Raw genomic sequence first — 12,873 nt, forward strand, 5'->3', positions numbered from 1 at the left:
TCCTGTCTTGAGCAGTGTATCGACCCTTGGGCGAAAATCTTCAAGGTTGTTCGTCTGGCGTCATCGAGTGAAAACAAGCGAATCGACAATAAGTAGTGCAAACGAACAATGACTACAGCCAAAGAGCATAGTAGCCTTCCCCAGCGCTAGAACTCAGGAGTCCGTGCATGTCCGTCCGTCGTACCAAAATCGTCGCCACCCTTGGCCCGGCCAGTAACTCGCCGGAAGTCCTCGAACAGCTGATTCTGGCTGGCCTGGACGTTGCCCGTCTGAACTTCTCCCACGGCACCCCGGACGAGCACAAGGCTCGCGCCAAGCTGGTACGTGACCTCGCCGCCAAGCATGGCCGCTTCGTCGCGCTGCTGGGTGACCTGCAAGGGCCGAAGATCCGTATCGCCAAATTCGCCAACAAGCGCATCGAGCTGAAGATTGGTGACAAATTCACCTTCTCCACCAGCCATCCGCTGACCGAAGGCAACCAGCAGGTCGTGGGTATCGACTACCCGGACCTGGTCAAAGACTGCGGCGTCGGCGACGAACTGCTGCTGGACGATGGCCGCGTGGTCATGCGTGTCGACACCGCCACCGTCACCGAGCTCAACTGCACCGTGATCATCGGCGGCCCGCTGTCCGACCACAAAGGCATCAACCGTCGCGGTGGTGGCCTGACTGCACCGGCCCTGACCGAAAAAGACAAGGCTGACATCAAGCTCGCCGCCGAAATGGAAGTGGACTACCTCGCCGTATCCTTCCCGCGCGACGCTGCCGACATGGAATACGCCCGCCAACTGCGCGACGAAGCCGGCGGTACTGCCTGGCTGGTGGCGAAGATCGAGCGCGCCGAAGCCGTGGCCGACGACGAAACCCTCGACGGCCTGATCAAGGCGTCCGATGCAGTGATGGTTGCCCGTGGCGACCTCGGTGTAGAAATCGGTGACGCAGAACTGATCGGCATCCAGAAGAAAATCATCCTGCACGCACGCCGCCACAATAAAGCGGTGATCGTCGCGACCCAGATGATGGAGTCGATGATCCAGAACCCGATGCCGACCCGTGCCGAAGTGTCCGACGTGGCCAACGCCGTGCTCGACTACACCGACGCCGTGATGCTCTCGGCGGAAAGTGCTGCCGGCCCGTACCCGCTGGAAGCAGTCCAGGCCATGGCGCGTATCTGCGTCGGAGCTGAAAAGCACCCGACCAGCAAGACCTCCAGCCACCGCATCGGCAAAGTGTTCGAAAGCTGCGACCAGAGCATCGCCCTGGCCGCCATGTACACCGCCAACCACTTCCCCGGTGTGAAGGCGATCATTGCCCTGACCGAAAGTGGCTACACGCCGTTGATCATGTCGCGTATCCGTTCCTCGATCCCGATCTACGCGTTCTCCCCGCACCGCGAAACCCAGGCCCGTGCGGCCATGTTCCGTGGCGTCTACACCGTACCGTTCGACCCGGCGTCGCTGCCGCCTGAGCAAGTCAGCCAGGCTGCCATCGACGAACTGCTCAAGCGTGGCGTAGTCGAGAAAGGCGATTGGGTGATCCTGACCAAGGGCGACAGCTACCACACCATCGGTGGCACCAACGGCATGAAGATCCTGCACGTTGGCGATCCAATGGTCTGAGTGACCCGCTGAAAAGCAAAGGCCCTGGCACGTGAGTGACAGGGCCTTTTGCATTTCAAGTCATGGTGATGTGGTGACTGGACTGGCGTTATCGCGGGCACGCCCGCTCCCACACTTGAAATGCACTCCAATGTGGGAGCGGGCTTGCCCGCGATAACGCCAGTCCAACCACTTGGATTTCAGCGCCGGGCAATAAACCCAGACAACGCCGCAATCGCCTCCGGCGACCTCAAGCGCTGGGTAAACAATGCACCCTCCTCCTCGATCACCTGGCGCAATTGCTCGCGGTCGACGCTCTTCATCAATTGCTTGGTCACCTGCACCGCCCCCGGCGCCAGGGTCTCAAAGCGCCCGCCGACTTCCCGCGCCTTGGCCAGGGCCGCTTCGCCGCTGCCCAATGCTTCGGTGGCGATCCCCCACTGCGCAGCCTGCTCTCCACTGAACCCTTCGCCCAGCAGCAGCAACTCGGCAGCTTTCGCGTGCCCCAGCAAGCGCGGCAGGATCAGGCTGGAGCCAAACTCAGGGCACAGCCCCAGGTTGACGAATGGCATGCGCAACCGTGCATCGCGACTGACATACACCAGGTCGCAATGCAGCAGCAGCGTGGTGCCAATGCCCACCGCCGCCCCGGCCACGCCGGCAATCACCGGTTTGCGGCAGTTGAGCAGGCTTTGCATGAAATGAAAGGGTGGGCTGTCCAGGTCTGTGGGCGGCTGCTCAAGGAAGTCGCCGATGTCGTTGCCGGCGGTAAAGCAGTCGCTGCTGCCCTGGATCAGCACGGCATTGACCGTCGTGTCGGCATCGGCCTGCTCCAGCGCCGCCGCCAATTGGCTGTACATGGCGCGGGTCAGGGCATTTTTCTTGTCGGGGCGATTGAGCTGCAGGATCAGCAGCCCACGGTCACGGTGCAGCAGGATGGCGTCGGTCATGGTGAGTCTCGCAGATAGACATCAGCGCTCAACCACGGGGCAGGAACACATCGGCCAGCAGTTGATTGCGCGGCAAGCCAGCCAGGAACAGGCGCTTGGAAAAGGCCTCGACACTGCTGGGGTGCCCGCAGAGTAAGGCCAGGGTTTGCCGGGAAACAAGCCGCAGTTGCGCCAAAGCCTCGGTCAACTGCGCCGCCGTCCACAGCTCCACACTGAGGCTGGGATGGCTCGCGGCCAGTTGCCTCAGGGGCTCGGCCAGATAATGGCTGTCGGCATCATGGGCCAGGTGAATCACGCGAATGGCGCCCTGGTGATCCTGGCGCAACGCCTCACGCAACACGCCCCACAACGGGCCCATTCCAGTGCCGGATGCCAGCAGCCACAGCGGCCGGGATTGCCAGTCCGGATCGTAGTGCAACGCGCCGCCGCGCAACTCGCCCAGGCGCAATGGATCGCCGGCCTGTAACTGCCGCGCAAGGTCGCTGAATTCGCCGGGCAGGCGGCAATCGAGGTGGAACTCCAGGAACGGATCTTCCTCGGGCAGGCTGGCCAGGGAATACGGCCGCGCCACCGTGCCCGCCCACAACACCAGGTGCTGGCCGGCCCGGTAGCGCAACCTAAGTTCCGCTTGCAGACGCAGGCGCAACACTGTCGGGCTCAACCAATCGGCGCTCAGCACCGTTGCCGCCGCGCCGTCGCGCAAGGGGTCAAAGGTCTCGACCTGTACATCGCCCACGACCTGGCACTGGCAGGCCAGACGCCAACCGTCCTGGCGTTGTGCCGGGTTCAGGGCATCGGGCTGCTTGTCATCAACCTCGCCCTGGCAGCGCACCAAACACGCATGGCAACTGCCCGCGCGACAACTGTAGGGCACAGCCACACCGGCCTGGTTCAAGGCATCCAGCAGATTGCTGCCGGTGGAGACCGACCAGCGGCGTTCGCCGACGTGCAGTTCAGGCATGAAAGGCCTCGCATCAAAATGTGCGATCACTGTAACTGCTTTTTGTAGGAGTCGGCTCCTCCAGGAGGGTGGTCGGCAGCGTTTGACCATCGTCGGGTGTATCGGCCATCGCGCCGGGTTATACTGCCGCGCCTTTTTAGCGTCGCGCCAGCACTACCCGGCGTGCCTTGGAAAAGGTGGCTTCAGCGACCGATGCACCCATCTGAAGCCACCTTTATTGAATGTTCCCTTATAGAGGAGCGCGACTCATGACCGTGATCAAGCAAGACGACCTGATTCAGAGCGTTGCCGACGCCCTGCAATTCATTTCCTACTACCACCCCGTTGACTTCATCCAGGCGATGCACGAGGCCTACCTGCGCGAAGAATCGCCGGCAGCCCGTGACTCCATGGCGCAGATCCTGATCAACTCGCGCATGTGTGCCACCGGCCACCGCCCGATCTGCCAGGACACCGGGATCGTCACCGTGTTCGTACGCGTGGGCATGGATGTGCGTTGGGATGGCGCCACCATGGGCCTGGACGACATGATCAACGAAGGCGTGCGTCGCGCCTACAACCTGCCGGAAAACGTCCTGCGCGCCTCGATCCTCGCCGACCCGGCCGGTGCGCGCAAAAACACCAAGGACAACACCCCGGCCGTGATCCACTACTCCATCGTCCCGGGTAACACCGTGGAAGTGGACGTGGCCGCCAAAGGCGGTGGTTCCGAGAACAAGTCGAAAATGGCCATGCTCAACCCGTCCGACTCGATTGTCGACTGGGTGCTCAAGACCGTTCCGACCATGGGCGCCGGCTGGTGCCCACCGGGCATGCTCGGCATCGGCATCGGCGGTACCGCCGAGAAAGCCGCAGTGATGGCCAAGGAAGTGTTGATGGAATCCATCGACATCCACGAGCTGAAAAAGCGCGGCCCGTCCAACCGTATCGAAGAGATGCGCCTGGAGCTGTTCGAGAAGGTCAACCAACTGGGGATCGGCGCCCAGGGCCTGGGTGGCCTGACCACCGTGCTCGACGTGAAGATCATGGACTACCCGACCCACGCCGCCTCGTTGCCGGTGTGCATGATCCCCAACTGCGCCGCCACCCGTCACGCGCACTTCGTGCTCGACGGTTCCGGCCCGGCCTCGCTGGAAGCGCCACCGCTGGACGCATACCCGGAAATCGTCTGGGAAGCCGGCCCGTCGGCCCGTCGCGTCAACCTCGACACCCTGACCCCGGAAGACGTGCAAAGCTGGAAGCCGGGCGAAACCGTACTGCTCAACGGCAAGATGCTCACCGGTCGCGACGCGGCGCACAAGCGCATGGTCGAGATGCTGAACAAGGGTGAAACCCTGCCGGTGGACCTCAAGGGTCGCTTCATCTACTACGTCGGCCCGGTAGATCCGGTGCGCGAAGAAGTGGTTGGCCCGGCTGGCCCGACCACCGCCACGCGGATGGACAAGTTCACCCGCCAGATCCTCGAACAAACCGGCCTGCTGGGCATGATCGGCAAATCCGAGCGCGGCCCGACCGCCATCGAAGCGATCAAGGACCACAAGGCCGTGTACCTGATGGCCGTCGGCGGCGCTGCTTACCTGGTGGCGCAAGCCATCAAGAAGTCGCGCGTGGTAGCTTTCGCCGAACTGGGCATGGAAGCGATCTACGAGTTCGACGTCAAGGACATGCCGGTCACTGTTGCCGTCGACAGCAAGGGCGAGTCGGTACACATCACTGGCCCTGCCATCTGGCAGAAAAAGATCAGTGAGAGCCTGGCGGTAGAGGTGCAGTAAGCACTTCCCCGCAAGGATAGAAGGCGACTGCGGCTCCATGCCGCAGTCGCCTTTTTTATGACCGACGATTTTGTGGGAGCGGGCTTGCCCGCGATGCAGGCACTGCGGTCTGGCTGCAGAACGCTTCGATGCAATCGCGGGCAAGCCCGCTCGCCACAAGTACTGCGCTCGTCCTGCTGCATGGTATGGTGCTCGCCCCCTACTGCAGCTGTTCATTCTCGTATGATCGCGATCCCTCGCCCATTGCGTCTGACCTTCTACTCCCTGCTGATTATCGCCGGTGCCGTTTTGGCCGCCGCTCTTGCCATGCGCCAGGCTGAACGCCAGTCCCTGGTGGACGATGCCGGCCGTGCCAACCAGCAACTGGCGCTGTACGCCAACTCCCTGCACACCCTGATTGAACGTTACCGCGCCCTGCCCGCCGTACTGGCCCTGGATTCGGAAATGATCCGCGCCTTGCAAGGCCCGCTGGATCCGGCGACCCAGGACGTGCTCAACCACAAACTGGAACGCATCAACGGTGCCGCGCAGTCGTCGACCCTGGAGCTGATGGACCGCACCGGCCTGGCCGTGGCGGCCAGCAACTGGCGGTTGCCCAGTAGCTATGTCGGCCACAACTATGCGTTTCGCCCGTATTTCAGCCAGACCCGCAGCCAGGGCACCGGGCGCTTTTATGCGGTGGGGGTGACCACCGGGATTCCGGGGTATTTCCTGTCCAGCGCAGTGCTGGATGAGCAGGAGCAGTTTCTCGGCGCCATGGTGGTGAAACTGGAGTTCCCGGAACTGGAGCGCGAATGGGCCCAGGGCGACGACCTGCTATTGGTCAGCGATGCCCGGGGCATTGTGTTTATCGCCAATAAACCCGGATGGCGTTACCGCAACCTGCGCCCGCTGTCGGCCAACGATCTGGCCGAGCTCAAAGCCACGCGCCAATACGATAAAAAACAACTGCAGCCCCTGGACACCCAGACTTTGCAGCGCTTTGACGAAAACAGTCACTTGATGCGCGTCGCCGGGCCCGAAGGCAATGCCAACTACATCTGGGAATCCCTGCCTCTCAAAGCCGAAGGCTGGACCTTGCACCTGCTGCGCAAACCCCAGGTCGCCTTTGAAGACCAACGTAACGCCGGCCTCGCCGCCGCTGGCCTGTGGTTGACCCTGGTGTTCCTGGTGCTGTTCCTCAGCCAGCGCTGGCGCCTCGCCCGCTTGCGCCAGCGCAGCCGCGCAGAGCTTGAGAGCCTGGTGGAAGAACGCACCCGGGCCTTGCGCACCGCCCAGGATGGCCTGGTGCAGTCGGCCAAGCTGGCGGCGCTGGGACAGATGTCCGCGGCCCTGGCCCATGAAATCAACCAGCCACTGACTGCCCAGCGCATGCAACTGGCCACCTTGCGCCTGCTGCTCGACCACGGGCGTATCGACGACGCCTACCAGGCCCTGACGCCGTTGGACGACATGCTCACCCGCATGGCCGCCCTCACCGGCCATCTCAAGACCTTCGCCCGCAAAAGCCCCAGTGGCCTGCGCGAACGCCTGGACCTGGCGACCGTGGTCGACCAGTCCCTGCAGTTGCTCGACGCACGCCTGCGGGACGAAGCCATCGGCACCGTGCTCGACCTGACCCGCCCGGCCTGGGTGCGCGGCGATGCCATTCGCCTGGAACAAGTACTGATCAACCTGCTGCGCAATGCCCTGGACGCCATGGCCAACAAGCCACGCAAGCGCCTGGAAATCCGCCTGCATGCTGATCAACAACTGTGGCACCTGAGCGTCAGCGACAGCGGCGGTGGGATTGCCGAGGAACACCTGAACAATGTTTTCGACCCGTTTTTTACCACCAAGCCGGTGGGGGACGGGCTCGGACTTGGGCTGGCGGTGTCGTACGCTATCGTGCATGAACTGGGGGGGCGCCTGATTGCTGCCAACCAGGGGGACGGCGCCGTCTTCACCCTGATCCTGCCCATCGCGCTGGAGGCGCCAGACCTATGCTGAACGCGGTGATCGTGGTTGATGACGAGGCCAGTATCCGCACGGCCGTGGAACAGTGGCTGAGCCTCTCCGGGTTCGAGGTGCAGTTGTTCAGCCGTGCCGAGGACTGCTTGGCCAAACTGCCCAGGGATTTCCCCGGGGTGATTCTCAGCGACGTGCGCATGCCGGGCCTAAGCGGCCTGGAGCTGCTGGCCGAGGTGCAACGGCGCGATACCGATTTGCCAGTGATCCTGCTGACCGGCCATGGCGACGTGCCGATGGCCGTCGAAGCCATGCGCGACGGCGCCTACGACTTCCTCGAGAAACCCTTCAGCCCCGACGCCCTGCTCGCCAGCCTGCGCCGGGCCCTGGACAAACGCGGACTGATCCTGGAAAACCGCCGCCTGCACCAACAGGCCGATCATCGCGCCCAGTTGGAGTCGACCCTGTTGGGGGTATCGCGCAGCCTGCAGAACCTGCGGCGCCAGGTGCTGGACTTGGCCGGTTTGCCGGTCAATGTGCTGATCCGCGGCGAGACCGGCAGCGGCAAGGAACTCGTCGCCCGTTGCCTGCATGACTTCGGGCCCCGGGCAAAGAAGCCATTTGTCGCGCTTAACTGTGCGGCGATTCCCGAGCAACTGTTTGAAGCCGAACTGTTCGGCCATGAAAGCGGCGCCTTCACCGGCGCCCAGGGCAAGCGCATCGGCAAGCTGGAGTACGCCAACGGCGGCACGTTGTTTCTCGACGAGATCGAAAGCATGCCCCTGGCCCAGCAGGTGAAGCTGCTGCGGGTGTTGCAGGAACAGAAACTGGAGCGCCTGGGTTCCAACCAGAGCATCAAGGTCGACTTGCGCATCATTGCGGCCACCAAGCCCGACCTATTGGACGAAGCCCGCGCCGGGCGTTTTCGTGAAGACCTGGCCTACCGCCTGACGGTGGCACAACTGCGCCTGCCACCGTTACGCGAACGCCGCGAAGATATCCCACTGCTGTTCGACCACTTTACCCAGATAGCCGCCGAACGCCTGGGCCGCGAGACCGTGCCCCTCAACGGGCCGCAATTGGGGCAGTTGCTGAGCCATGACTGGCCGGGCAACGTGCGCGAACTGGCCAACGTCGCCGAACGCCAGGTGCTGGGCCTGGGCGAGCCGGAGCCGGAAGGTATCGAGGCCGGGCAATCCCTGGCGGCGCAGCAGGAGGCATTCGAGGCCCATTGCCTGAAAGCCGCGCTGACCCGGCATAAGGGCGATATCAAGGCGGTTCTGGCCGAACTGCAACTGCCACGGCGGACCTTCAATGAGAAGATGCAGCGCCATGGGCTGACCCGGGAAATGTTTCTGTCGATGGATTGAGGTCCCCCCGAGGGCCTCATCGCAGGCAAGCCAGCTCCCACACTTGAATGTATTCACAAATCAGAATGTGGGAGCTGGCTTGCCTGCGATGAGGACAGCCGCCATAAGCGGATTTCCGCTCATCAACAAAAAATCATCAGCGACTTTCCGCTCAAAATAATCCCCCAACCCTTCTAGATCGGGCCCTCACCTGCTTGGCACAGCTCCTGCTATAGGTCCAACCAGGCTGCGCTGACGCGCGCTCCACAAAAACAATGACATGAAGGATCCTTCAATGGATAACTCCAATTCCCTGCCTCTGGGGTCGGCGGCTGCGCCGGCGCAAGCACGCACCACCTCCAGCCGCATCAAGTCGATCTTCAGCGGATCGGTCGGCAATATGGTCGAGTGGTACGACTGGTACGTCTACGCTGCTTTCTCGCTGTACTTCGCCAAGGCCTTCTTCCCTAAAGGCGACACTACCGCCCAACTGCTCAACACCGCCGCGATCTTCGCCGTGGGCTTTTTGATGCGCCCGATTGGCGGCTGGCTGATGGGCCTCTACGCCGACCGCGCAGGCCGTAAAGCCGCGTTGATGGCGTCGGTGCTGCTGATGTGCTTCGGCTCGCTGATCATCGCCCTGAGCCCCGGTTATGAAACCATCGGTGTCGGCGCGCCGATCCTGCTGGTGTTCGCCCGCTTGCTGCAAGGCCTGTCGGTCGGTGGCGAATACGGCACCTCGGCCACCTACCTGAGTGAAATGGCGACCAAGGAACGTCGCGGCTTCTTCTCCAGCTTCCAGTACGTGACCCTGATCTCCGGCCAGCTCATCGCACTGGCGGTGCTGATCGTGCTGCAACAGATCCTCACCACCGAAGAGCTGTATGCCTGGGGCTGGCGTATCCCGTTTGCCATCGGCGCCCTGTGCGCGGTCGTAGCCCTGTATCTGCGACGCGGCATGGAAGAAACCGAGTCGTTCACCAAGAAGGAAAAAGCCAAGGAAAGCGCAATGCGCACCTTGATGCGCCACCCCAAGGAACTGATGACCGTGGTCGGCCTGACCATGGGCGGCACCCTGGCCTTCTACACCTACACCACCTACATGCAGAAGTACCTGGTGAACACTGTCGGCATGAGCATTTCCGACTCCACCACCATTTCTGCGGCCACACTGTTCCTGTTCATGTGCCTGCAACCGATTGTCGGCGGCCTGTCGGACAAGGTCGGTCGCCGGCCGATCCTGATCGCCTTCGGCATCCTCGGCACCCTGTTCACCGTGCCGATCCTCACCACTCTGCACACCGTCCAGACCTGGTGGGGCGCGTTCTTCCTGATCATGGCGGCGCTGATCATCGTCAGCGGCTACACCTCGATCAACGCCGTGGTGAAGGCCGAGCTGTTCCCTACCGAAATCCGTGCACTGGGCGTCGGCCTGCCTTACGCACTGACCGTGTCGATCTTCGGCGGTACCGCTGAATACATCGCCCTGTGGTTCAAGAGCATCGGCATGGAAACCGGCTACTACTGGTACGTCACCGCGTGTATTGCCGTGTCGCTGCTGGTCTACATCACTATGAAAGACACCCGCAAGCATTCGCGGATCACCACGGACTAAGGGTTCGCCAGGTGTAGAAAAGGGGCCATGTCATGCAAATGATATGGCCCCTTTTTTATCCCGTCAGGACAGCTCTGCCAGCAGCTGGCGGTTATCCCGGCGCTGTACATACCAGGCACCGGCGATCATCACCAGCAACACCGCCGCCAGCACCGCCGATGAGCCGACAGTGCCAAAGTCCAGGCCACCCTTTTCATGGGGTTTGGTCAGGAAATCCCCGAGGGTCGCGCCAAAGGGCCGGGTCAACACAAACGCTACCCAGAACAACACCACCGACGAAACCGTCGTGCAGTACTTGAGCGCCACCACCAGCAGGATGCTCGCGCCGATCAACATCGCACCGCCGGCAAAACCCAGGCCCGAGTCGTCGGCCAGGAAGTCCCCCAGGGCCGTGCCCAGGGTGCTGGAGAGCAGGATTGCCACCCAGTAGAACAGCTCGCCGCGCGGGGTCTGCACCTTGTTCACGTTCAGCGAATTGCCGCTCAGGTGCCAGAGGGCGAACACCATCAGTAACAGGACAATCAGGATCATCGAGCCAGAGGCGTACCCCAGGCCCAGGGTGCGGTCCATAAAATCGGACATGGTGGTGCCCGCCGTACTGGTCGACAGAATCACGATCCAGTACAGCACCGGGTTGTAGGATTTCGACCATAACTGCGTCAGCAATGTGATCAGGAACACGCTGAGCAGGATCATCGAGCTGATGGCATAGCCGACGTTCAAGGTCATCGACAACAAGTCCCCGGCGGTTTCGCCAAGGGTGGTCGCACAGATCTTCATAACCCAGAACGCCAGGGTAATCTGAGGAAGTTTGTTCATTGTGCAGAAGGCTCCAGAGTTCAGTCTCGAAAGGCCGACTCATGGGGGGTATCGACCTGGCGTGCAGACTGGCCGCAGCCCTGTGAAAAATAGGTGGGTGATGGATGAAAATTCCATGCGGCACCGCCAATCCGCTAGAAATCCTGCCCTTGGGCCTGCACTATTGCGCTTTTCCCCGCCGCAGGAACCCCCGTCCATGCCTGACGATATCCATTTCTACGAACCCGCCAACGGCCACGGCCTGCCCCATGACCCGTTCAACGCCATCGTCGGCCCACGCCCGATTGGCTGGATTTCGTCCCAGGACCGCGAAGGCCGCCTGAACCTGGCGCCCTACAGTTTTTTCAATGCCTTCAACTACATCCCGCCGATCATTGGTTTTTCCAGTGTCGGGCGTAAAGACAGCCTGAATAACATCGAACAGACCGGCGAATTTGTCTGGAACCTGGCCACGCGCCCGCTGGCCGAGCAGATGAACCAGAGCTGCGCCGCCGTGTCACCAGAGGTCAACGAGTTTGAATTGGCCGGGCTGACGCCAGTGGCCTCCAAAGTGATCGCTGTGCCGCGGGTCGGCGAAAGCCCGGTGTCGTTCGAGTGCAAGGTCACGCAGATCATTCAGCTGCAACGGGCCGACAAGGAACTGGTGCCCAGTTGGCTGGTGCTTGGCGAAGTGGTCGCGGTGCATATCGCCAAATGGTTGCTCAAGGATGGGGTGTACGACACTGCGGCGGCCGAGCCGATTCTGCGGGGCGGCGGCCCAGCGGATTATTTCCAGCTGGGGCCGGAAGCGCTGTTCAAGATGTACCGCCCAGGGGCTACCAAACCCTGATTGGATCGAATGCAATTAAAAATGTGGGAGCGGGCTTGTGTGGGAGCGGGCTTGCTCGCGAAAGCGTCGTGTCAGCCAGCCAATTTGGAACTGATCCACCGCTTTCGCGAGCAAGCCCGCTCCCACACAACCCCCCGCGCCCACCGTTGGGTCGGTGGTGTTCTTTAGTTTGTTGCGGTTGCCCAGGCCAGTTGGCCCTCTTCGTCGATATCGCTCAAGCGCTCCAGTTGCTGGGCCGCCGCATCGTCGGCGTCGTCGGCAGTCTTGAACAGTTGGCCATCGAGGATCTTGTGAAAGCACGGTGCGCTCATGCCGTCCAGTGCCTTGACGGCAATGGCGGCGCTATAGCCGCCCTGGTCTTCGCGCACTAGGGCGGAAACAGCTTCGTGGTGGGCAAATTCTTTACGTGCCATGTTGCAGGTCCTGGCCAATGGAAAGTCGGCCATTCTAAACCCTAACCGGCCAGTTGCAGGTACTCGCCATAAGCCTTGTCGGCGCAGGCGTCAGTGAAGGTCTGGAAGTCCATGCTGCGCACGACCCTGTCGTTCAACAACTCGGTAAACAGCACCAGCGCCGGCGAGCTGAAGTAGGCACTCATGGCCTGTTCGCTGCTCCAGAAACCTGAAACCAGCCAGACATCGGGGTCAACCTGGGAATGCTGCAACGAGAATTGCAGGCAACCCTGAGCCTGACGGCCCGGTTCGATCAAACTGCTCAAGCGTGCACCCAGTTCGGTGCTGCACCCGCTGCGGGCGCGGATAAAGGCCAGATGGCTCGCGGGAATGGGGGTGGACATGTTCGACTCTCCCGTTGAGAAGTGATGCTCGGCAAGCACTGTGAGGGCGTGTTGCCACACAATCAAAGATACGGGCGCAGGCCCCTGCGCGGTTAGTCGATTCCTGCCGGCTTATTGCACAATCCTGCCAGAAGCGTAGACACCCGGCTCGGCCCCAGGCTTTATTGCAGGGACAAGCGCCTTGTTTCAGGCAGATGACAGGCCGAGGGGCTTGCCTGATTCCAGACGCGCCGCAGA

The 12,873-nt window shown here is 62.1% G+C and carries 11 protein-coding genes; 6 read left to right on the forward strand and 5 right to left on the reverse strand.

Translation table 11 applies throughout. The features are described 5' to 3' along the window. Positions 1-167 precede the first annotated feature (167 nt). Positions 168-1,619: a pyruvate kinase gene (gene pyk, locus HBR93_RS00535; protein ID WP_029295454.1), complete on the forward strand. Its 1,452-nt coding sequence runs from the start codon at positions 168-170 to the stop codon at positions 1,617-1,619. A 179-nt stretch (positions 1,620-1,798) separates the two neighbouring features. Here the strand turns inward: pyk and HBR93_RS00540 are convergent, their stop codons facing one another. Both HBR93_RS00540 and HBR93_RS00545 read right to left on the reverse strand, forming a co-directional pair. Further along, complete coding sequence (locus HBR93_RS00540) at positions 1,799-2,548, reverse strand: enoyl-CoA hydratase (protein ID WP_057960545.1); 750 nt, start codon at positions 2,546-2,548, stop codon at positions 1,799-1,801. Positions 2,549-2,576: 28 nt separating this feature from the next. Beyond that, positions 2,577-3,509: an iron-sulfur-binding ferredoxin reductase gene (locus HBR93_RS00545; RefSeq protein ID WP_128593252.1), complete on the reverse strand. Its 933-nt coding sequence runs from the start codon at positions 3,507-3,509 to the stop codon at positions 2,577-2,579. A 248-nt stretch (positions 3,510-3,757) separates the two neighbouring features. On the opposite strand from HBR93_RS00545, the gene HBR93_RS00550 reads away from it, so the two are divergent. The 4 genes from HBR93_RS00550 to HBR93_RS00565 all read left to right on the forward strand — a co-directional run bounded on the left by HBR93_RS00550 (position 3,758) and on the right by HBR93_RS00565 (position 10,192). Beyond that, positions 3,758-5,281: a fumarate hydratase gene (locus HBR93_RS00550; protein ID WP_057960547.1), complete on the forward strand. Its 1,524-nt coding sequence runs from the start codon at positions 3,758-3,760 to the stop codon at positions 5,279-5,281. A gap of 222 nt (positions 5,282-5,503) precedes the next feature. Continuing rightward, the gene (locus HBR93_RS00555; RefSeq protein ID WP_057958664.1) at positions 5,504-7,270 is read left to right on the forward strand and encodes an ATP-binding protein; all 1,767 of its coding nucleotides are present in this window, start codon (positions 5,504-5,506) and stop codon (positions 7,268-7,270) included. Then, positions 7,264-8,598, forward strand: a complete 1,335-nt coding sequence (locus HBR93_RS00560; protein ID WP_057958663.1) for a sigma-54 dependent transcriptional regulator — start codon at positions 7,264-7,266, stop codon at positions 8,596-8,598. Before HBR93_RS00555 ends, HBR93_RS00560 begins: the two co-directional genes overlap by 7 nt. Positions 8,599-8,872: 274 nt before the next feature. After that, positions 8,873-10,192 carry an MFS transporter gene (locus HBR93_RS00565; protein WP_057439396.1) on the forward strand — a complete coding sequence of 440 codons (1,320 nt, stop codon included), beginning with the start codon at positions 8,873-8,875 and terminating at the stop codon, positions 10,190-10,192. A 63-nt stretch (positions 10,193-10,255) separates the two neighbouring features. Here the strand turns inward: HBR93_RS00565 and HBR93_RS00570 are convergent, their stop codons facing one another. Next, positions 10,256-11,011 carry a hypothetical protein gene (locus HBR93_RS00570; RefSeq protein ID WP_169959675.1) on the reverse strand — a complete coding sequence of 252 codons (756 nt, stop codon included), beginning with the start codon at positions 11,009-11,011 and terminating at the stop codon, positions 10,256-10,258. Positions 11,012-11,207: 196 nt separating this feature from the next. Here HBR93_RS00570 and HBR93_RS00575 point away from each other — a divergent pair, with 196 nt between their 5' ends. After that, positions 11,208-11,840, forward strand: coding sequence for a flavin reductase family protein (locus HBR93_RS00575; protein WP_120734035.1), 633 nt, complete (start codon positions 11,208-11,210; stop codon positions 11,838-11,840). A gap of 164 nt (positions 11,841-12,004) precedes the next feature. On the opposite strand, the gene HBR93_RS00580 is transcribed toward HBR93_RS00575, so the two are convergent. Continuing rightward, a complete protein-coding gene (locus tag HBR93_RS00580; RefSeq protein ID WP_169959676.1) occupies positions 12,005-12,286 on the reverse strand; it encodes a hypothetical protein in 282 nt (93 codons plus the stop codon). A gap of 8 nt (positions 12,287-12,294) precedes the next feature. Next, complete coding sequence (locus HBR93_RS00585; protein WP_057958661.1) at positions 12,295-12,636, reverse strand: antibiotic biosynthesis monooxygenase family protein; 342 nt, start codon at positions 12,634-12,636, stop codon at positions 12,295-12,297. Positions 12,637-12,873 lie beyond the last annotated feature (237 nt).

This window comes from Pseudomonas sp. WS 5411 (assembly GCF_012985595.1).
Taxonomy (GTDB): domain Bacteria; phylum Pseudomonadota; class Gammaproteobacteria; order Pseudomonadales; family Pseudomonadaceae; genus Aquipseudomonas; species Aquipseudomonas shahriarae.